Source organism: Methanobacterium formicicum (genome assembly GCF_029848115.1).
Taxonomy (GTDB): Archaea; Methanobacteriota; Methanobacteria; order Methanobacteriales; family Methanobacteriaceae; genus Methanobacterium; species Methanobacterium formicicum.
The window spans coordinates 1-21951 of the sequence record NZ_JARVXG010000040.1; the positions used below are offsets into that span (position 1 = coordinate 1).

The window sequence follows — 21951 nt, forward strand, 5'->3', positions numbered from 1 at the left end:
TTTGACCCCTCCTTTGTTGGAGGGATCACCCCCCCTCCCCTTCACTTTTCGTGAAGGGGAACCCCCCCCTCTTATAATGAAAAAACTTATGGTTTTTTTTATGAGGGAATTTATGTTCACCCCTTTATAAGCCCTTCCTGTTCCCTTTGGGGGATGTGGAAGGGATTTACCCCCCCTAATTTGGTGTTTGTGGGATGTTTTTTCCTGCATTTTTAGGGAATTTGATGTTTAACCCCATTTGTCCCCTCTACATACCCATGTAGAGGGGCACCCCCTCTTAACCGAGGCAAAATAAATAAGTAAATAACTCCGGAATTCAGGCGAGACCTGAATCCAAACCAAATACAATCATATTCACCACATTAACAGAATTTCAGTAATATACTAAGCAATACATTGAATAGACTACATACATTCCCCCAATACAGTGTCCTGATTTACGGTGCTTCCAGAATGAAAAAAGTCATGAAGTAGCGTAAATCAATTCAACATATACATTCATAAACCAACCATACATAACCTTAAATTCACATTAAAAATTCAACTTATAAACCAACTTCATAGGTTGATTCATTGGCACGGCGACCATAGCGGAGGGGCCATACCTGGACTCGTTTCGACCCCAGAAGTAAAGTCCTCCTACGTTTTTGTGTTGTACTGTGGGTGGGATCCTATGGGAAGCTCACAACGTCGCCGGCCATTCTATTCACATAAAAAATTAAATTGAATCCTTTTTTTAACGATAATTCCTTATTCAATCAATATCTTCTTCAATCCGTCCTTATTTTACTCAGTTCTTTACTCAGTTCATTCCTTATTCTATTCAATTCTTCAATTCATTCCATGGCTGATCAATTCTTTATTCTAATCGATTCCTTCCTTATTCAAATCATGATTAACTATTCTGATAACACAATAATTTGTTCTATAATACGTAAAACCAAATAACCAATAATAAATCTGGATAAATAACTCATTCGGTATTCAGGTAGTAATAAATCTGATTCACTTCATTTTAAAATATAAAAAAAAGGGTTTTAAATAAAAAAGGGTGAAAAAAAGGATTCATTAAATCCTTTTCATTGTTCCTTAGGTTTTACTGTTTTTTCCGGGCTGCAGTTAATCCACCCAGTACACTGAGAACTGCTAAGGCCAGGGGCACAAGTGGTGCTCCAGTACTCTGCATTCCTACGGTGTTGCTGTTTGCGGCGTTAACCCTGGTGTTTGTGGCTGCACTTGCGGGGTTGATGGTTACTGTTGAAGTCAATGATTGATTATCAGCAAGTATACCTACCAGTGCACTTCCTGCTGCTTCATCTGCACGCAGAATAGCAGTGGCTATACCATTGACGGTGTATTTCACCACGGACTTACTGCCAACATTACCTAAAGTGGTGGTAAAGGTCACGGGTGTACCATCGGGTATATGGCCCTTGGCCGGGTCCAGCTGGTTGATGGTAGTACCATCGGTGTCCTGGTTGAAACTGGCAGTTAAAGTGGATGTGGACCCTTGAGTAGTGTTTGGGTCTGCGCTAAAGGTCAAATACAACCATGGGGAGTAATTGGCATCTCCATCAATCAGTGTGCCGAAATCTGGGTTATTAGAACCCCACCAGTTATCAGTGGCATTTATATCTCCCTTGGAATTGTAGATAGCACTACCGTATTGGGCGGTGTTTTCCACGATTCGGTTAAAATGCATGGTAATATCACCCTCAGAGGAAATAGCACCACCACTATGGGCTGTGTTCTTGATGAATGTGTTGTTGTTGGCAATTAACTGATTATTGTTGTAGATAGCACCACCGTTAATTGCAGTGTTGTTGGAGAAGTTACTGCCTCCTACAGTCAAGGAATCGGAATTGTAGATAGCTCCACCATTACCCTCAGTTACGCTGTTATTGGTGAATGTACTGCCGGTTACAGTGGCAGTATCACGGTTGAAGATCGCTCCACCTTCATAACCTGCACTGTTACTGGTAAATGTACCGATATTTACAATCAAATTCCTATCATTGTAGATAGCTCCACCACTACCATCAAAACTAAGTGCGTTATTACCGGTGAATGCACTGTCGGTTACAGTTGAAGTACCCTGGTTGAAGATAGCTCCACCGTTATTAGCGGCAATGTTGCTGATGAAGTTACTGCTGGTTACAGTTGAACGGCCCTGGTTGAAGATAGCTCCACCGTTATCAGCGGCAGTGTTACTGTTGAAGTTACTGCTGGTTACATTTAAAGTATCATAATTGAAGATAGCCCCACCATGACGGGTTGCTATGTTGCTGGTGAAGGTACTGCCAATTAAATTTAAAGTACCATCAGTGGTGATAGCCCCCCCATCATTTTGAGTTGCTATGTTGCTGGTGAAGGTGCAGCCGGTTACAGTCGAAGCACCCCCATTCAGGATGGCCCCACCATTACCTGCATTGTTACTGGTGAAAGTACAGTCAGTTACCGTCAGCTTATGATGGTTGTAAATGGCCCCACCATAACCTGTGGCCTGGTTGCAGAGGAATGTAGTGTCGGTTACAGTTAGAATACCATTATTGTAGATAGCTCCACCGTTAGTTGAGTTCCCGTTAATTATTGTTAGGTTGGACAGTGTTACGTTGATTCCATTGGGGATACTGAATATCCGGCTGGTACCAGTTCCATATATTATGGTCCCGGCCTGGCTTTGACCCTGGATGGTCATGTTCCGTTCAATGATAATATCGGTGTTAGCGGTTCCGGTGTAAACACCATCAGCAATGGTTATCACTCCATTGGAACTTACGGTTCCCGTGGCGTTTCTAATGGTTAATTTTGCTGTATCCGGAGTGTAACCATCATTTGCATCGTTTCCCGATAAACCATTCACAAAAATAGCTTCATCCGTTGCAAAAGCAGTACTAGCACAAAATAGTAGAGTTATGGATATGAGTAGTAAAGGGATTAAATATCTGCATGTAATCGCTTGCTTTCTTATCTTTTCACCTCCCTTATGCTGGATAAACAGATTACACAGAATATTCTAACCTATCTATTGATATAAAGTATTCACTTCATAAGCAAATAGAAAAGTTTATAACAATTTTCATAAATGAGGTAAACTTGTTATTATAAGCTGAATATTGTTCATGCGGATAACTCTAAATTGAAAATATTACTTTATCTAAAAATTGTTTATTCTAATGAAATTGTTTTTATCTAAAAAATAAAAAAAGTGGGAAAAGAGGATTCATCAGATCTTATCATCAATCCTTTTTTTTTTATTGTCTTTTCCGGGTTGCGGCTAATCCGCCCAGTACGCTGAGAATTGCTAAGGCCAGTGGCACGATTGGTGCTCCGGTGCCTTGCATTCCTACGGTGTTTCCAGATGTTGTGGTTGCTGCGTTTACTGTTGGTTGTGCGTTTAGGGTGAGTGGGTTAACTCCTCTGCTGTTGGTGCTGAAGGTATCTGAGTTTATTGATGCGGTGAATAGGTAATTTCCTATTCTGGTGGTCCATCCTGTGATGTACAGGTAGGGGTCGCCTACTGTTACATTGGTCATGGTCCAGGTTATGGTGTTTCCAGTCACGATCCAGTTTCCATCTCCCTCAATTTTGGATATCACGAATCCTTCGGGTAAGGGAATGGTTATGGTCACGTTAGTTGCATCATCTGGTCCATTGTTTCCCAGTTTGTATCTTAGGGTGAATGTTTCACCAACAGTGGGATTGTTTTTGTCACTGGTTATCTGAATGTAAAGGTCTGCTTTAGGCACATAGACTGTACAGTTAGCTGTTGAATTATTCGGATACTCAGTATGGGTTTCATTTACCACATTGGTGACATTGGCACCGGCTAAACTGGTTGAATTTACCAGTGCAGTGAGATAGTAGGTTACGTTGCCATTATTTGCCACAATTGCAGCCGGCCAGGTAACAGTACGGGTAACTGGATCCCAAACACCGCCTCCAGTGCAGCTTACAAAGTCTAAACCTGCTGGTAGAGTGTCGGTGACAATCAGGTTACTTGCAGTACTTGGTCCATTGTTTTTAGCTACAATGGTGAAGAGCACTGTTTCTCCAACGTTTGGTCGAGTGTTGTTAGCGGTCTTGTTTAACTCCACAGTTGCCGGGTTAACATACACATTAGTGGTAGTTTCGTTGAAGTAGGGATATACAATGGATGTGATGTTTGCTATGTTAGTAAAGATAGTGCCCGCTGCCGAAGACGGTATGCGCACGTCAATCAAAACCGAAATAGCATGACCTGGCAGTAATATGCCACCAAAAGAGTCCAGGATGTTATTCCATGTAAGTTTTGCACCTTCAGGAATATAGGTTAAGCTGTCCGCCGGTGGGAATACGTACTCTGGTGCTTGTCCATTTTCAAGGGGTAAAATATCTTCTAGTGCAATATAAGTTACATTATCAGGGCCATTGTTGGTTATAGTGATGTTATACCTGATTAGGTCCCCTACATTGGCTGCAGTCACATTGGCTGTGGTGGTAATGTTCAGGTTAGCTACGGGGTTAATTGAAATGTAAGCTGACTCTGAGTCACTGGTAGTGTATCCATCTGCAGTTGCACTGACCTGAACCGGATTGAACAATGGATTCAATGCACCTTCTCTGGCATAAAATGTAGCGGACATGGCACCCGCAACAGTATTTCCTGTAAAGGAATGACTAATTCCAGAATTAGTGAAGCTTCCCCAGGGTATGTCCAGGGTTATAGATTCATCAGGTATGTGTCCTCCAACTAGATCACCACCACCATTGATATGGTTGAAATCAGTGGTAATGGCTGATGTTTCACCGTTGTTGATGGTGCTGGGGGTTGCGTTGACAGTTAAAATAACCCAGGGGTTAACATCCACTATGCCGGATATGAGGTTAGTGACTGTTGTTGGATCAACATTAGTTCCCCACCAGTTTAGTGTGGCATTCACAGAACCTTTTTCCCTACATATTGCACTACCTGCACTTGCGATGTTTCCAACAAAACTGTTGAAATGAGCTGTTGAATTAACAGAACCGCCCTGCCAAATTGTACTGTAAATAGCACCACCATAATTTGCAGTGTTACGGGTGAATGTACAGCTAGTTGCAATAAAATTAATAAAACCACCATTTAGCCAAAGGGCTATAGCACCACCATAATTAGCATGGTTACTATTGAAGGTAGAATTCATTGCCGTACTGGTAATTGAACCTGAATTACCACAGTAATTTGCTATACAACCTCCCTGATTTGTTGCGGTGTTATTGGTAAATGTACAGTTAGTCACAGTACTATTAACATAACCATTATCGGCAAGATTGTAGATAGTACCCATGCCTTGTGCGGTGTTATTGGTGAAGTTACAGTTAGTCACTGTACTAATTATGTAATGATCAGTGATACCACAGTAATTCATTATTGCACTACCTCTCATTGCATTATTAAAGTTGAATGTGCAGTTGGTTACAGTAGTTGTAATCGGGCCTTCATCAGCAAAGTTGCAGATAGCACCTCCCCCTCCACCTGTTTGCTCTAAGCTTGTTGCAGTATTGTTGGTGAATGTACAATTTTCTACGGTTAAATCGCCATGATTGTAGATAGCACCACCCCTATATCCACTTCCATTGGTAAATGTCAGATTCCCGATGGTGACATTCACACCAGAGAGAATAGTGAATATCCAGTTAGTGTCGGTTCCATTGATTATGGTTTTTGTCTGGCTTAGGCCCTGGATGGTCATGTTCCGGTCAATGACGATGTTGGTGTTGCCATTTCCTGAGTAAACACCATCCGCAATGGTTACCACTCCGTTGGGGCTTACGGTTCCGGTTGCGTTTTGGATGGTTAATTTGGCTGTTTGCCATGTTTGACCATCCCAGTTATCATTACCATAGGAACCATTCACGAAAATAGCTTCATCCGCCGCAGAAACAGTATTAACACAAAATAATAACGTTAATGTGATAAACAGTAAAGGAAACATGTATCTATATGTAATCGCTTGCTTTTTTATCGTTTCACCTCCCTTATGCTGGATAAACAGATTACACACAATATTCTAACCTATCTATTGATATAAAGTATTCACTTCATAAACAAATAGAAAAGTTTATATCAATTTTCATAAATGAAGGAAAATTGTTATTGTAAGCTGAATATTGTTCATTTGGGAAAGTAGGGGGGAGTTATTTTTTTACATTCAGAAATAGAGTCAATTCAGAAATAAAGCCATGGTAACATTTAATAAATTTAATGGCTAGTGTTGGGTTTCCAGATTAAATAGTAATTTTTAAGATTAACTTTATAAAGTGATTATCAATATTGTTTATTAGGGAAACTATGAGCAACAACTTCCAAGAAAAAGTAACATTCATATGGGACTTAGCAGACCTATTACGAGGCGCATACAAGAGGAACGAATACCAGAAAGTCATTCTTCCTTTTACAGTTCTCAAACGATTTGACAGTGCTCTGGAACATTCTAAAAAAGACGTAATTAACGAATATGCTGCCATTAAAGATAATGTAACTAATTTAGAATATCTAGAGCGATTCGCTGTTGATAAAAATGGTAATCAATTAGGATTTTATAATCATTCCAAATATGATTTCAGATCTCTATTGGAAGACCCAGATCATATTGAAGAAAATTTAGTACATTATTTAGATTCTTTCAGCCCAAATGTCAAAGATATTTTCGATAATTTTTATATTAAAAATCATATAAGCCGTCTTTCCAAAGCTAACTTATTATTTTTACTCTTAAAAAAGTTTTCAGAGTCCAAAGTGGATTTACACCCAGATAAAGTTTCCAACCATGAGATGGGGACCATATTCGAGGAGCTTATCAGGAAATTCTCTGAACAATCTAATGAAGAAGCTGGAGAGCACTTCACACCTCGTGATGTGGTTAAGTTAATGACCTGCCTTATCTTCCTTGAAAATGGAATCAAACTTAAAGAAAAAGATTTGATCAAACTGATATACGATCCTGCCTGTGGAACTGGAGGAATGCTTACCAGTTGTAAAAACTTCATAAAAGAACTGAATGACACCGTGGAAGTGGTACTTTACGGCCAGGAAGTAAATGAAGAAATATACGCTATCTGCAAAGCAGACATGCTCATCAAGGGTGAAAACTCCAACAACATTAAAGGACCCTTTAGCACCCTTTCTGAGGACCAGCTTCCTAATGATCGATTTGACTTCATGATCTCCAATCCCCCATACGGCCGTAAGTGGGAGCAGGATAAAGATGCGGTGATGAAGGAAGCTGAACAGGGATTCGAAGGACGATTCGGTGCAGGACTGCCCAGAATAAACGACGGCCAGTTACTATTCCTGGAGCACATGCTATCCAAGATGAAGATAGATGAAAAATCAAGGATAGCAGTAATCACAAATGGTTCGCCACTTTTCACTGGAGATGCCGGATCCGGTGAGAGCAACATCAGAAAATGGATAATTGAAAGCGATTACCTGGAAGCCATAATTGGACTTCCGGATCAGTTATTTTACAACACAGGTATCCGGACCTACATCTGGGTCCTCACCAACCAGAAACCAGAAGAAAGGAAGGGTAAGATACAGCTGGTGGATGCCTCCCAGAAATACATAAAAATGCGGAAGAGCCTGGGAAACAAGAGACACCAGCTCAGCGACAACGACATAAATGATATTTTAGATCTTTACTGCAAATTCGATGAAAACGATGTGATCAAAGTCTTTGATAATGAGGACTTCGGCTACACTAAGGTAACTGTGGAAAGACCATTACAACTGAACTATGAGGTAACCGAAGAAAGACTAGAAAATCTCTATGCAGTTAATGCCTTCAACAAGTTAGCAGCAAGCAAAAGTAAAGATCCTGAGACTAAACTCCGGGAAGAAAAAGAGGGAAAACAATTACAGGACGAGATCATCAAAGCCCTCCAAAAAATAGACCAGCCATACAAAAACTGGGATGAATTCGAAAAGAGAATTAAAAAAGCACTAAAACCATTCAAACTCTCACCCACATTTATAAAAAATATTATAATGGCATTATCCGTGCATGATGATACTGCAGACTATGTGACTGACGCCAAAGGTAACAAAAAAGCTGATGGAAAGCTCAGGGACACAGAAAAGATTCCCCTAAATGAAAATATTGATGAATATTTCCAGAGGGAAGTCTTACCTTACTATCCTGATGCCTGGATGGACCGTAAGAAGGATAAGATCGGTTATGAAATCAATTTCACCCAATATTTCTACCAGTACCAGCCTCCAAGACCATTAGAAGAGATTGAAAATGATATAAAGAAGGTCACAGCGGAGATTCAGGAACTTATTAAGGAGGACTTGGATGAAACTTAAACCTTATCCTGAATATAAGGATTCTGGGGTGGAATGGATCGGCGATATTCCAGTAAGTTGGGGAATCTTTAAATTAAAACATGTGATAAATGAGTTCATTTCTGGAGGAACTCCAAACTCAGATAATGAAAAATTTTGGGTTCAAAATGAAGAAGATGGTGTTCCATGGGTTGCAATTGGAGACATGACCAATAATGAAGTTGTTGAGGATACAAAGAAAAAAATTACTTTTGATGGATTAGCAAACAAAAAATTGAGAATTTTAAAAAGTGGAACTTTAATTTATTCAATTTTTGCTTCATTAGGAAAAGTTTCATTGCTTGGAATTGATGCAACGACTAATCAAGCAATTTTAGGATTGATAACGAATGAAAAAATAGATGGCATATTCCTAAAATACTATTTAAGATATTTAGAAAAACCCATTATTGCTTTATCTAATGCTAATACTCAAAACAATCTTAATTCAACAATTGTTAAAAATATTGAATTTTCTTTACCAAATGATTATAATGATCAAATAAAAATTGCATCTTTTCTCGATAAAAAAACCTCAGAAATCGATTTGACAATTGAAAAAGACACCCGTCTTATTGAACTTCTCAAGGAAAAAAGAACTGCCCTGATAAATCATGTGGTGACCAAGGGCCTGGACTCCACGGTGAAGATGAAGGATTCGGGGGTGGAATGGATCGGCGAGATACCTGAAAGTTGGGAAATTGGTCGTATGGGTGCGGACTGTACTGTTAAGGCCCGTCTTGGATGGAGAGGTTTGAAAGCATCAGAATATGTTAATGAAGGTTATATTTTCCTTTCAACACCAAATATAAAAAATAATGAAATAGATTTTGAAAATGTTAATTATATTACTCCAGAAAGGTATTTTGAGTCTCCTGAGATAATGCTTGATGTGGGGGATGTTTTATTAGCTAAAGATGGATCAACCTTGGGCATATCAAATGTTGTCAGATATTTACCGGTTCCCGCAACAGTAAATAGTTCTATAGCTGTAATTAAACCAAAAAATGGGTTAAATTCTGTATATTTACATTATTTTATTTCATCTGCTTACATGCAGAATGTTATTCAAAAAATTAAAGATGGCATGGGGGTTCCTCATCTTTTTCAAGCAGATATTAGAAAATTTACAATTTTTAAACCCCCAATTGAAGAACAATATTTAATTGCTAGTTATATTGACCAAAAAACAGCTGAAATAGGTTTATTGATTCAGAATGTTCAAAATAAGATAAATCTCCTTGAAGAATACAAAAAATCCCTCATCCACCACGTGGTCACGGGTAAGATGGATGTCAGGGAGGTGGCAGTGTGAGTACAGACACCACTGAGAAAAGGTTCCAGAACGATATTATCGATCATCTGGAAAGTACGGGTTATGTTCGTCGAAATAGTATCCGCAATTATAATAAGGTAATGTGTTTGGACCCTGAGTTAACTCTCCAGTTTGTTATGGATACTCAGCCCCGTGACTGGGAGAAGTTCAAACGGGTGTACGGTGAGAAAGCTGAAGAGAAGTTCTTCTACCGTCTAATAAACGAGATTGATAATAAAGGCACCATTCATGTTCTGCGTAATGGATTCCGGGATGCTGGAGCTTACTTTGATCTATTTTATCCTCAACCCAACAATAACCGCAACCCGGACCTATTTGAGAAGTTTTCTTCTAATATATTCTCAGTTATTGATGAACTGGAATATCAGGACCGTGAAAGTGGAAATCGGATTGATTTAGTGATTTTTATTAATGGTTTGCCCATTCTGACCATTGAACTGAAGGACAGTTTCAGTCAGGGTGTGGAAAACGCCATGAAACAGTACCAGAACGACCGTGACCCACGGGAGAAGTTATTCCAGCGCTGTCTGGTTCATTTTGCCATGAGTGACCAGAAGATCTACATGGCCACCAAACTAAAAGGACCCCAAACCAGGTTTTTACCCTTCAACAAGGGACTGGAAAACCCGGAAGTCCTCAACGACTACAAAACTTGCTACCTCTACAACGACATCCTTCAGGTGAACAAACTCTCCAACCTCTTATCCAACTTCATCTACATTGAAAAGGATGAAAAAACCAAGAAAGAAACCCCAATTTTCCCCAGATACCATCAGCTGGACTGTGTGAACCTGCTCTTGGGCGACTGCAGTCCGGGTAAGAATTACCTCATAGAACACAGTGCCGGTAGTGGTAAGAGTAAAACCATTGCCTGGCTGGCCCATGGACTTATCAAGAAGTTCGATCCCTGCGATGAACGGGTTTATGACATGGTAATTGTGGTTTCCGACCGGAAAGTGATTGATAAACAACTCCAGGAACAGGTTAAAGCCATAGAAAAAAGGAAAGGAACAGTTGAAGTCATTGATAAGGACTCCAAGCAGTTAGGTGAAGCCCTCCAGACTGGTAGCAATATCGTGGTCACCACCCTCCATAAATTCCCCTTCATCCTGGAGGAAGTAAGGGATATGGAGCTCCGGAACTACGCAGTTATAATTGACGAGGCACACAGTAGCCAGACTGGTTCCCTCTCAAGGAAGATGAAACAGGTACTTACCACCAACAGCCTGGAAGAAGCAGAATTACTGGACGATGTGGATGATGAGGTGGAAGAAGAACTTTTAAGGGAAGTTGAATCCTTCCGTAACCTGCAAAATATCAGTTTCTTTGCCTTCACCGCCACCCCCAAGGGTAAAACCCTGGAAATGTTTGGAACCATGAACGATCTCGGTGAATTCTGGCCCTTCCACCGATACACCATGAAACAGGCCATTAAAGAAGGATTCATACTGGATGTTCTGCAGCATTACTTAACCTACGGGACTTATTTCAACCTGGTTAAGACCATAGAAGATGATCCCGAGTTTGAAGAAAGGAAAGCCAAACGGGTGCTCCGAAAATTCGTGGAAGAACATCCCCATGCCATCCGCCTCAAAACCGAGATCATGGTGGACCACTTCATGAACTCCACCCGGAACAAGATCAAAGGCCAGGCACGGGCCATGCTGGTCACCCGGTCCAGATTACATGCCGTACTATACAAAAAAGCCTTCGATAAATACATAAAAGCCAACGGTTATCTCATTAAGACATTGGTAGCCTTCACTGGCGAGGTTAAACATGACGAGAAGAGTTACACTGAAAACTCCATGAATAACCTCCCACCGAATAAAAGCATTGAAAACGCCTTTGTGGAGGATCCTTACCGGATTTTAATCGTGGCCAACAAGTACCAAACCGGATTTGACCAGCCACTACTGCACACCATGTACGTGGATAAATCCTTAAACGGTGTGGCTGCTGTCCAAACCCTGAGCAGGGTCAACCGGATAGCCAACCACAAGAGCGATACACTCATCCTGGACTTTGCCAATGAAACCGAAACCATCCTAAAATCCTTCGAACCATACTACCAGGCCACCTACCTGGAGGAAGGCACCGACCCTCATAAACTGTATGAATTACAGGATAAACTCCTGGATTACCAGATATTCGACATGGATGAAGTTGATGAATTTGTAAACGCTTACAAAAAGGGTTCCAAGCAGCCAGAACTCCACTACATCCTGGATCAGGTTAAAAATGAATTTATTAAACTGGAAAAAGAGGGCCAGGTTGGTTTTAAGAAGGCTCTCCGCCGATACCAGAATATTTATTCCTTCCTATCTCAGTTAATGCCCTTCAGTGATGTGTACCTGGAAAAACTATTTATTTTCAACAAGTACCTGATTAAAAAACTTCCCACCATTGACAATCCTTTACCCTTCAGTGTCCTGGAGGATGTGGACATGGATTCCTACAAGGTGGTGGATAAAGGTGAAATATCCATTGAACTAAGTGGTGGTGAAGGATTAAAACCACCTTCTGCTGGAGATACAGGTTTTAGAGAAGAAGAAAAGGCAAAGTTATCCCAGATCATCCACGATCTCAACGATGCATTCGGCACAGACTTCACCGATGACGACCGTGTATTCCTGGAAAGAGTGAAAGACAACCTCCTGGGGAATGAGGAACTGGTTAAGAAAATGGAACACAATTCTCCGGAGAATGTACGGGCAGTATTTGATAAATACTTCAACCAGGAAATGACCGGACTTTTAAAGAGTAATATGGATTTCTATAAACGAGTGGCTGATAATGAGAAATTACGGGATAAGTTGAAGATTGCTTTGTTTGATTTGCTTTATGAGGATTTTGGGAAATCTGAGTAAGAGGGTTATTAAGAGATTTTTAAATCAAAAGCATGTTAATAAGATGCCTATATCAATAATTAAACAGTTAAAATAGTTTGGGGGAATTCAAATTAAAAAAATGTGGATGGTAAGAGCAGGCGAAGGAGCTTTTTTAATTGACCGTTTTAAAAATGAAAATAAAGTTGTAATAGGATGGGAAATTGGCGATCTGACAAACGTTAAAAATCTGGATGAAATCAAAAATTTGTTAAGAGAACATTCAGACTGGAAAGATGGTCAAATAAACATTGCAGCATCTCAGATCAGTAAATTTCGTTTTGATTTTAAAAAAAATGACTATGTTATTTCGTATGACCCACAAGAACGTGTTTATTTAGTGGGGGAACTCGTATCGGACTACATATACGATGACACGTTTTATCCAGATAATCATTTGGAATATTGTGACGTAAGACTGGTAAATTGGTTAGGAACTGTTAATCGAGATGATCTTTCCACTTCCACCAAAAATACTTTAGGGGCCATATCCACAATATTCAAAATTAATCCTACGGCATCCAAAGAGATTCTTGATGCTCTTAAGGGAATTAAACACTCGGAAGGGGAAGAATCGGAAGATGAGGAACTAATCAGTTTAAAACAGGATATATTAGCTAAATCTCAGGAATTTATCAAAGATAAAATGTTAGATCTGGACTGGGAAGAAATGCAGGAGTTAGTTGCTGGTGTGCTTAGAGCAATGGACTACAAGACAATAGTATCTTCCAGAGGACCAGACCGAGGTCGTGACATTTTAGCTTCACCAGATGGTCTGGGACTAAGTGAACCACGAATAGTAGTTGAAGTAAAACATAGGAAAGGTCAAATGGGTTCCCAAGAGATTCGGAGCTTTACTGGCGGTTTAAGGCCTGGTGACAAAGGTTTGTATGTATCTACAGGAGGATACAGTAAAGAGGCCAAGTATGAAGGTGAAAGAGCTAATAATCCAGTAACACTCGTAGATGCGGACATGCTCGTCAGCCTAATAATCCAGTACTATGATAAGTTTGATACTGATGCCAGGTCTTTGATTCCTTTGACTAAGATTTATTGGCCAACTTAACTTAGTTATCAGGGGATTAAGATGGCTTTTGATGAATTAAATCAATTGAAACAATGATCTCAAAAGAGCCCATAGCTCTTTTTTAGGATAGGTGATTTCAAAGGATTTTCTATCATCTTTTCCTACAGGTGGAAATCTCTCTGCAACTATAGCCATAACAGTATTATAAAATGAAAATCATTAGTATTTAAAGATAAATTAGGGGGATGTGAATAATGGACAACAACCAAAAAAACTTTGTTTTGTATATATTAGGAGTAGTAGGGCTTTTAATTTTGCTTGGAGGAATATTTGGTCTTTATGATTGGAAATATGGTGTAGTTATAGCTGTAGTAATTTGGATAATTGGCGGGGCTTACCGAACGTACTTTGGTGTCCCCTCTAACAGGTAGAAATCTAAAATTTTTAAATCTATTCTATCCTTTTTTTACAAGTAAAAATAGACATTAACCCCTTCATTTTACAGTAACCTTATTTTTCCCTTAATCGTTTTGATCTTTAGGGAATGACTATGGTAAATTTCTTAATTTTCTTATTTCAGAATTATTGGAATTTTATTCCTAAAATTTTTAAATAAATATGACGAGTTGCAAAGACCTGTCCAACAAAACAAAAATTGTAACTTTTTTTAATTCAACAGATCGCAAATATTAAATATTGCAATGGTTATTTCAATTAAATAAGGGGAATTTCTATAAACATTCTGGTTATTTAGTTTTAATCTAGTATATAGATTATTTAAATGTGTGTTTATAGAATTTACCTCATATTATGTGGTATTTAGAGTATAGAAATATTCGAAAATTGTTTGATGATTATTGGTAATCGATGACTATACTCATGTAAAACGGTGGGACGATAAGTTAAACCTTTCATTGATTGGGAGACCCTTAATCTTATTGGGAAACATTTAATCGATGGGGAAATTTTCATCTCACACCAGATAAACCGTTTGAAATTAAGTAAATTAGAGGGATTTAATTGATAAGATTGGGTAAAAAAGTACGAAATGTAAAATTAGGATTTGAAGGCATCGTAGTTGATAAGAAGGAACGAATACACCCACATAAGGTCTACTTTGAACAAAAAATGACCGTAACTCCTCCTACAACTGATGGATCATGGTATACCAAGATGTATCTAGTTAAAAATCCTACCGAAGGTAGTATGTGGTTTGACGAAAAAAGCTTAATTGAAATATAATTTGTTTTAAATAGATCAACACGCTTTAAGTGGCAAATGTCTTCCCCAGATGGTAATTTTATCATTTATTTTTTATACATTAACATTCATTAAATAATTACCAATCCATCTGGTATTAATTTATATTAAATGGTGATTATCAATGAAGAATTACAAGGGTTTGAAGTACTTGGCTATTTTCAATGTATTATTGGGTCTATTTTCGGTGGTTTTGGTTCAAAACGCCATGGGTCCCATAATAATGTTGGTGGGAATAACCATGCTTACTTTCATCATGTTTAAGGGTAAAAATCAGGATATAACTGCGGGCATAATCCTGGTTGTGGCTTCCGCCCTGATGTTAATTTTGGAATATTTCCTGATACCTCCACAGAACACAGTATTTTACATATTACTTTTAACCATGAGCTCCGGTATTATTTTAACCTTTTACTATTCTTTGAAACCCCAAAATCCCCCCAATAAACAAGTGAAAGTTTTATCCTGGACTGGATCCTTTGTATTTGCAGTAAGCCTTTTTATTTTAATGGGTATTATTTTTAATAATCTCACCTTATCCCTCATAATGGGGATGGCCACGATTATCATGCTGGTCACGGCCTGGTTAATTCGAAGGAGTATACCCCACGATGACACATCATCTGATGAATTAAATGAAGGGTTCACTACCGAAAATCCTGAAAAATATTGGCTTAAATATGAAGTTGGTGGCTTCCCCAAGCCTGTGCGCTGGCAGGGATGGCTTTGTATGGTGATTCTTTTCTCATCTCCCTTTGTGGTGATAATTTTCACCAGAAACGTAGAAACAGCAATGGTTATTGTACTCACAATTATAGCGGCGGTTATGGTAGTAATCATGTTAAAAAGTAATTATAGGCAAATCATGAGGGAATACAGGGAAGATTTAAAGAAATAGGTGATATCCCCTAAATAAAAGAAAAAGTCACCACGGGGATGTAAATTACATTTCCCTCTTTTTTAATCTTACTGGTCGTATTGGAGATTACAATTCCGTATTCAGATTTATATCGGGTAATGGCCCTGTTTATCTGGGTTATATCTTTTTCTCCAACACCCACCTCAACCGGTATCAAACCATCATCTGCAGTCTGAAGCAGGAAATCAACACCGTTCTTGGCGGGGTCATAAAAAATTCCTAAAGGCCGGTGGACTGTTTCTTTCATTCTGAAAAAATAGGAGGCAACCAGACTTTCAGTTAAAACTCCCAATAGTTTCCTATCCCTTCTATTGTATTTACCTAACTTGAATCTTATAGCCGCATTCACGGTTGGAGACAGGAAATAATATTTCCAGGCTTTTCTCACCACTTTCCCGGCAGTACCATATGGTTTTACACTGAAAACCAGGTGTGTCAACTCCAGTATGTTAAGTATTTCCCGGATTAATCGGGGGGATTTTCCCAGTTTAGTGGCCAGTTTCGCATCAGAAGTTCCACCAGGGTCTTGCAGTGCTAAAAAAGTGATAACACGAGAAATAACCGACCTTGATTCTGTATTAAAAGACTTTATGGAAAAAACATCCTTTTCCACCACCCGATTGACAATGTCGAATACTCGTTCATAGACCTCGCTCCTTTGTATATTCAAAGCAAAAGGAAAGTCCCGACATAATAAAAAGTCTTCCCACTCTTTTTTCACCGGTTTATTCAATTTTAGTAATGTTTTTTTCATCTCATTTTCTTTTCTAGATGCATCTTCCACTGAACCTTCATCACCCTTAAAAATCAAATCCATTAAACTACTAGAGAAATCATCATTGGACCTAATATTATTTTTAAGTAGGTTATATTCTCTGAAATTCATGGGAAATACTGGTTCTTTTTTAATTCTCCGTGCGGCATCTACATTCATCTCCAGACTCAGTGCGGAAGAACCAGTGAAAATAAGGAATATTTTCTTGCTCTGGTCATAGACAATCTTACCTACCTGGGACCATTCTTTATCGTAATGAGATTCATCCAGGAAAATAAACAGTTCTTTTTCCAGATATACCGGTGAAGTTTCGTGAACTTCACCCACGAACACATCTATTGCCTCTAAAATTCCAGCCCCTAAATAGGTACTTAACTCATCAACTGAAAGGTAAAGGATCCTGTCGGAATCTACGCCCTTTTCATTTCTTAAATACTCATAAATCTGGAATAGAATAGTTGTCTTCCCAACACCCCTTAATCCCGGCATGATAAGAAATCTATTTTCAACATAACCATTTAAAAACTCATCGATGTGCTTTTTAATCTGAAAATATGTTTTTCTATGTTCAAATGGAACATTCCCCATCCGGGTATTATCCTGTGATAACTTTTCAGCCTCAGCCAACTTGGCAAAGACATAATTTAACAGATCTCCAGAATCCATAAGATTTCCACCTTTATCCAGTCGAGTTAAATAAGATCTTTATATATTTATGTATATAATAATATGCCTATTTTATATATTTTTATATATATCTATTTATAAATAATTATTTATTTTTATATACATAATGTTGCGGCTAAGGAAACACCTAAAATTTGGAAATTAATAAAAAAGGCAATTGTAATCCATCTAATTTTAGAGAAGCATAAATAATCCGATAACTCTATGGAAACTGTTGAATCACGGGAATTGTTCATTCCTTTTATCATTCTTAGAAATACAAATGGTTAAATAATCGTAATGCCAAGTTTAATAAGAAAATCTCGTATTATGGAGATTAAAATTAAATCAACCATTTAAATAAAAAAATGAAAATCAGTGATTAATTATGGAAGAAATCACCTACATGCGCCTAATGATCTTTGCATTAATCTGTTTATGGTTCCTTTATCCTGCTACTATGGTCCAATTAAGGCCAAAAGCCTTTAAAAATGCCATAAAAGTCTCTAACGGGACCAGTAACGGAAACTCACCTTTGAATAATATAATTTTTATGTATTCTTTTATAATCGGGCTTAGTACCTCAATTGGAACTATGATCACTTTATCCTTCTTTAGTGGTAATGTCATCACTGCGGATGCAATGAATATAGGTTTCCTAGTAGGATTTATATTTGAAACAATTATTCTATTTTCGGATAAATTAGAAAAAATATTCAATATTGATTTAAGAACCAATGAAAACATTAAGAAATATTTTTTTATCTATTTAATTTCGTTTGTAGTAATAATGAAATTACTTAGTTATCTATTATAAAAAACCGTTAATTTCAAATTTCAATAATCTTTATTTATTCTAATTGAAGATATTTACTATTTTAAAGCACATTTATAGGTTTATTAAGCCTTCGGAATAAAATAAGTCACTAAGAACTATTTTTACCCTTTTTTTATAAACGATTTTTTTTGCATATAATGGCTTTTAATCCCTTATACATTTTTGTAAATAACCAGAACAAATTAAAGGGAATCTTCGGGCTGATTAAATTCTCCTGCTATGAAAAAGGGAATATAACTTTGAATTTTTAAGATAATTGTCAGTGGCAGATCCAAACAATACTAAATTCTATATAGTACTAAGTTCTATTTAGTATTGAATTCTACTACCTTCAGAAATCAAATAAAAATTTCTAAATAAAACTTAGAACTAATAACTAAATATGGAATAATTCAATGGTATTTCCGAAAGGTCGCATAAAAATAGTAATTAGCTCTAAAAAACACGAAATTCACAGTTTTCGAGAAAATAAAATTAGATGAATTAAACGTGATGTAAAAAGAGAGTGAGATTATGGATGAAAAAGGCAAAATGACTGCTAGTAGTGGTATCACGAACCTTGATTGGTGGCCAAATCGGTTGAATCTCGATATCCTACGCCAGCATTCAGAAAAATCCAATCCGATGGATGAAAGTTACAACTACGCCCGGGAATTCGAGAGTCTAGACTTAGAAGCCGTGAAAAAGGACCTCCGTGAACTCATGACGGATTCACAGGAATGGTGGCCTGCAGACTTTGGCCACTACGGACCCCTGTTCATCCGTATGGCCTGGCACAGCGCCGGAACCTACCGTGTGGGAGACGGCCGTGGAGGAGGAGGCCATGGTAACCAGCGCTTTGCACCATTAAACAGCTGGCCCGACAACGCCAACCTGGACAAGGCCCGCCGGCTCCTCTGGCCCCTTAAACAAAAGTACGGCCGGAAAATATCCTGGGCCGATCTGATGATCCTGGCCGGCAACGTGGCCCTGGAATCCATGGGTTTTAAGATCTTCGGCTTCGGTGGCGGACGGGAGGACATCTGGGAACCAGAAAGGGACATATACTGGGGCTCCGAGAAAGAGTGGCTGGGAGGAGAACGCCACGAAAAGGGCAGTGACCTGGACAAACCACTGGCCGCCATTGAAATGGGTTTAATCTACGTAAACCCGGAAGGCCCCGACGGTGTGCCCGACCCCCTGGCTGCAGCCAGCGATATCCGGGAAAGTTTCGCCCGTATGGCCATGAACGACGAGGAAACCGTGGCCCTCATTGCCGGTGGCCACGCCTTCGGCAAAACCCACGGAGCAGGTGACCCCCAGTACGTGGGACCAGAACCAGAAGCTGCCCCCATCGAGGAGCAGGGTCTGGGCTGGAAAAGCAGCTACAAAACTGGAAAAGGTAACGACACCATCACCGGAGGCCCGGAAGTTATCTGGACCAACACCCCCACGGCCTGGGACAACAACTTCTTCCGCATACTATTTGAATTTGAATGGGAGCTTGAAAAAAGTCCGGCCGGTGCCTACCAGTGGAAACCCAAGGATGGTGCTGGTAAAGATACCGTACCTGATCCCCACGACGGAGAAAAACGCCGCACCCCGGGCATGCTGACCACCGACCTATCGTTACGATTTGATCCCATCTACGGGAAGATATCAAGACGCTTCTACGAGAACCCGGATGAACTGGCCGATGCATTCGCCCGGGCCTGGTTCAAACTAACCCACCGTGATATGGGTCCCAAAACACGCTACCTCGGCCCAGAAGTACCCGAGGAGGACCTCATCTGGCAGGACCCCATCCCAGCAGTCGATCACCAGTTAATCGATGAAGAGGACATCCAGAACCTCAAGGAAAAAATACTGGCCACAGATCTCCCTGTCCGGGAGCTGGTTTACACGGCCTGGGCCTCAGCATCCACTTTCCGTGGCTCTGACAAACGGGGCGGTGCCAACGGTGCCCGCATCCGCCTGGCACCACAGAAGGACTGGGAAGTCAACCACCCCGACCAGCTGAAAAAAGTGCTCCGGACACTGGAAGACATCCAGAGTAAATTCAACCAGGCCCAGTCCGGCAACAAGAAGGTTTCCCTGGCGGATATCATTGTCCTGGCCGGTTGTGCCGGTGTGGAACAGGCGGCAAAAAATGCTGGCTACCAGGTAAACGTACCGTTCACACCGGGAAGAATGGACGCCCGGGAAGAAGACACTGATGTGGATTCCTTTGCCATCCTTGAACCGGTTGCCGACGGTTTCCGGAACTATCAGATGATTCAAACCGAGGAAAGACCAGAGGAGTTACTGGTGGACAAAGCACAACTTTTAACCCTGACCATTCCCGAGATGACAGTCCTTATTGGGGGTCTGCGTGTTCTGGATGCCAATTATGAACAATCATCCCACGGTGTCTTCACCGCAAACCCAGGCACACTTACCAATGACTTCTTCCGGAACCTGCTGGACATGCAAACCGAATGGAAGGCCACCGAAGATGAAAACGTGTTCGAGGGAAGTGACCGGGCAACCGGAGAATCACGGTGGACCGCCACCAGGGTGGACCTCATCTTTGGTTCAAACTCCGAACTCCGGGCAGTGGCCGAAGTCTATGCCTGTGAGGACTCCCAGGAGAAGTTCCTGCAGGACTTTGTAAGCGCCTGGGACAAGGTCATGAACCTGGACCGGTTCGACCTGGCCTAAGTACTGGAGAAAAGAAAAAACATTATTAGGGGGTTAAAAATTACTTTACCCCTTTTTTATTTTTATTATTGATTATAATTCCTATTCAGAGATTGAAGTCCTATTTTGAGATTATAATTCCTATTCGGAGATTATAATTCGGATTTATATAGAACCCTAACCGGGCAGTATCCTTTTTATCCCGACCATCCTTAGGGTAAAACTTCTATAGTGGATAATGGGGAGTTGATTTTCTTGAAATGAATCTGATTGGATTCCCCAAATTCTAAACTATTGATTTTGTAGGTGTTGTGGGTAATGTCCTCAATGCCCGCCCTTAGAACCACCACCAGCGGTACGGTGCACCGGTCCACTAGTTCTTCCACCATGAAACAGTCCCGGTTCTGGGTTATCAGGGGAGTATCCGCACTAATCAGGAAGTCTTCCCCCTGGATCTGGTAATCTAAATTCTCAATGTAGGGGGACTGGTCAACAAAATATTCACAGATATCATTTAACATATCTTCATTATCATGCTGGTACTTGTGGTTAAAATCATTTTTCAACATGCTCCACAGATTATGACTAGTTAAACGGGCAATGTTGGTGATGCCCCCGGTTAAAATTCCCACCTCATTGTAGTTAATCCAAACATCCATGGCTTCGGCAATAGCTTTACTGTACCATCCCTTTTCAAACCGGAACTTCTGAGAAGCCAATTTTCTGAATTCATAATCCAGATGGGTGTCAAGGGAAACAGTCACCCTTTTATTTTGTGATAATAAGTTCTTCATCCTACCTTACCTGCAGATATTTTGGAGTGTGGACAGTAACTAACTCCTACTAATTAATAGGAATGTATAATTAATCCATAAAAATGTTATGGGTAAACTCACCGTAAACTCGCCCAAATATTAAATTTATTTAAATATTGATTTTTTATTGCCCTTAAAGAACTAATATATAAACTTATCTCAAATGCACAGTTATGCATCCTCACTTTATAATTGTTTTTTTACTTATAATCATACGATTTAGTGACAACTAACGACAAAAATGTAATCTCAATGATTCCTTTTGTCGGGGGTTTAGATAGGTATTTGCATAAAGATCCAATGGAGATTGTTTAAATGGGATTAAGAGAGGATATTGGTAGTCTTTTGAAAGAGTTACTGGAGCGTGCTCCGGGGGATGTTAATGGAGTGGCTGTGCTGCGACCGGATGGTTTGATGAT

13 protein-coding genes and 1 rRNA gene are annotated in these 21951 nt (G+C 39.7%); 10 read left to right on the top strand and 4 right to left on the bottom strand.

Annotated features, from left to right (window positions below; translation table 11 throughout):
* The first annotated feature begins 577 nt into the window (after positions 1–577).
* Positions 578–699 (top strand): 5S ribosomal RNA (gene rrf, locus QC759_RS04305).
* Between the two features lie 397 nt (positions 700–1096).
* On the opposite strand, the gene QC759_RS04310 is transcribed toward rrf, so the two are convergent.
* Positions 1097–2863, bottom strand: a complete 1767-nt coding sequence (locus QC759_RS04310; RefSeq protein ID WP_048072589.1) for a beta strand repeat-containing protein — start codon at positions 2861–2863, stop codon at positions 1097–1099.
* Between the two features lie 391 nt (positions 2864–3254).
* Positions 3255–5879 (bottom strand): hypothetical protein, encoded by a 2625-nt coding sequence (locus QC759_RS04315; protein WP_243687771.1) that lies wholly within the window; start codon positions 5877–5879, stop codon positions 3255–3257.
* Positions 5880–6313: 434 nt separating this feature from the next.
* Between QC759_RS04315 and QC759_RS04320 the strand changes: the two genes are divergently transcribed.
* The 7 genes from QC759_RS04320 to QC759_RS04350 all read left to right on the top strand — a co-directional run bounded on the left by QC759_RS04320 (position 6314) and on the right by QC759_RS04350 (position 15759).
* The gene (locus QC759_RS04320; RefSeq protein ID WP_048072587.1) at positions 6314–8332 is read left to right on the top strand and encodes a type I restriction-modification system subunit M; all 2019 of its coding nucleotides are present in this window, start codon (positions 6314–6316) and stop codon (positions 8330–8332) included.
* Positions 8322–9665: a restriction endonuclease subunit S gene (locus QC759_RS04325; protein ID WP_048072586.1), complete on the top strand. Its 1344-nt coding sequence runs from the start codon at positions 8322–8324 to the stop codon at positions 9663–9665. Before QC759_RS04320 ends, QC759_RS04325 begins: the two co-directional genes overlap by 11 nt.
* Entirely contained in the window at positions 9662–12556 is a 2895-nt protein-coding gene (locus QC759_RS04330; RefSeq protein ID WP_048072585.1) for a type I restriction endonuclease subunit R, read from the top strand. The genes QC759_RS04325 and QC759_RS04330 overlap by 4 nt, the downstream gene beginning before the upstream one ends.
* A 100-nt stretch (positions 12557–12656) precedes the next feature.
* Positions 12657–13640 (top strand): restriction endonuclease, encoded by a 984-nt coding sequence (locus QC759_RS04335; RefSeq protein WP_048072584.1) that lies wholly within the window; start codon positions 12657–12659, stop codon positions 13638–13640.
* A 215-nt stretch (positions 13641–13855) separates the two neighbouring features.
* A complete protein-coding gene (locus tag QC759_RS04340) occupies positions 13856–14032 on the top strand; it encodes a hypothetical protein (RefSeq protein ID WP_171824075.1) in 177 nt (58 codons plus the stop codon).
* Between the two features lie 589 nt (positions 14033–14621).
* Entirely contained in the window at positions 14622–14843 is a 222-nt protein-coding gene (locus QC759_RS04345; protein WP_048072583.1) for a hypothetical protein, read from the top strand.
* 142 nt (positions 14844–14985) lie between these two features.
* Complete coding sequence (locus tag QC759_RS04350) at positions 14986–15759, top strand: hypothetical protein (protein ID WP_048072582.1); 774 nt, start codon at positions 14986–14988, stop codon at positions 15757–15759.
* 10 nt (positions 15760–15769) lie between these two features.
* Here the strand turns inward: QC759_RS04350 and QC759_RS04355 are convergent, their stop codons facing one another.
* Entirely contained in the window at positions 15770–17221 is a 1452-nt protein-coding gene (locus tag QC759_RS04355; protein WP_048072581.1) for an ATP-binding protein, read from the bottom strand.
* Between the two features lie 388 nt (positions 17222–17609).
* Between QC759_RS04355 and QC759_RS04360 the strand changes: the two genes are divergently transcribed.
* Entirely contained in the window at positions 17610–18038 is a 429-nt protein-coding gene (locus tag QC759_RS04360) for a hypothetical protein (RefSeq protein ID WP_048072580.1), read from the top strand.
* Between the two features lie 534 nt (positions 18039–18572).
* A complete protein-coding gene (gene katG / locus QC759_RS04365; RefSeq protein WP_048072579.1) occupies positions 18573–20738 on the top strand; it encodes a catalase/peroxidase HPI in 2166 nt (721 codons plus the stop codon).
* A 191-nt stretch (positions 20739–20929) separates the two neighbouring features.
* On the opposite strand, the gene QC759_RS04370 is transcribed toward katG, so the two are convergent.
* Positions 20930–21511 (bottom strand): hypothetical protein, encoded by a 582-nt coding sequence (locus QC759_RS04370; RefSeq protein ID WP_048072578.1) that lies wholly within the window; start codon positions 21509–21511, stop codon positions 20930–20932.
* Between the last annotated feature and the right edge of the window lie 440 nt (positions 21512–21951).

Coding starts and splice junctions, on each gene's coding strand:
- QC759_RS04320 (WP_048072587.1), top strand. CDS start 6,314: ATGAGCAACAACTTCCAAGAAAAAGTAACATTCATATGGGACTTAGCA.
- QC759_RS04325 (WP_048072586.1), top strand. CDS start 8,322: ATGAAACTTAAACCTTATCCTGAATATAAGGATTCTGGGGTGGAATGG.
- QC759_RS04335 (WP_048072584.1), top strand. CDS start 12,657: ATGTGGATGGTAAGAGCAGGCGAAGGAGCTTTTTTAATTGACCGTTTT.
- QC759_RS04340 (WP_171824075.1), top strand. CDS start 13,856: ATGGACAACAACCAAAAAAACTTTGTTTTGTATATATTAGGAGTAGTA.
- QC759_RS04350 (WP_048072582.1), top strand. CDS start 14,986: ATGAAGAATTACAAGGGTTTGAAGTACTTGGCTATTTTCAATGTATTA.
- QC759_RS04355 (WP_048072581.1), bottom strand. CDS start 17,221: ATGGATTCTGGAGATCTGTTAAATTATGTCTTTGCCAAGTTGGCTGAG.
- QC759_RS04360 (WP_048072580.1), top strand. CDS start 17,610: ATGGAAGAAATCACCTACATGCGCCTAATGATCTTTGCATTAATCTGT.
- katG (WP_048072579.1), top strand. CDS start 18,573: ATGGATGAAAAAGGCAAAATGACTGCTAGTAGTGGTATCACGAACCTT.
- QC759_RS04370 (WP_048072578.1), bottom strand. CDS start 21,511: ATGAAGAACTTATTATCACAAAATAAAAGGGTGACTGTTTCCCTTGAC.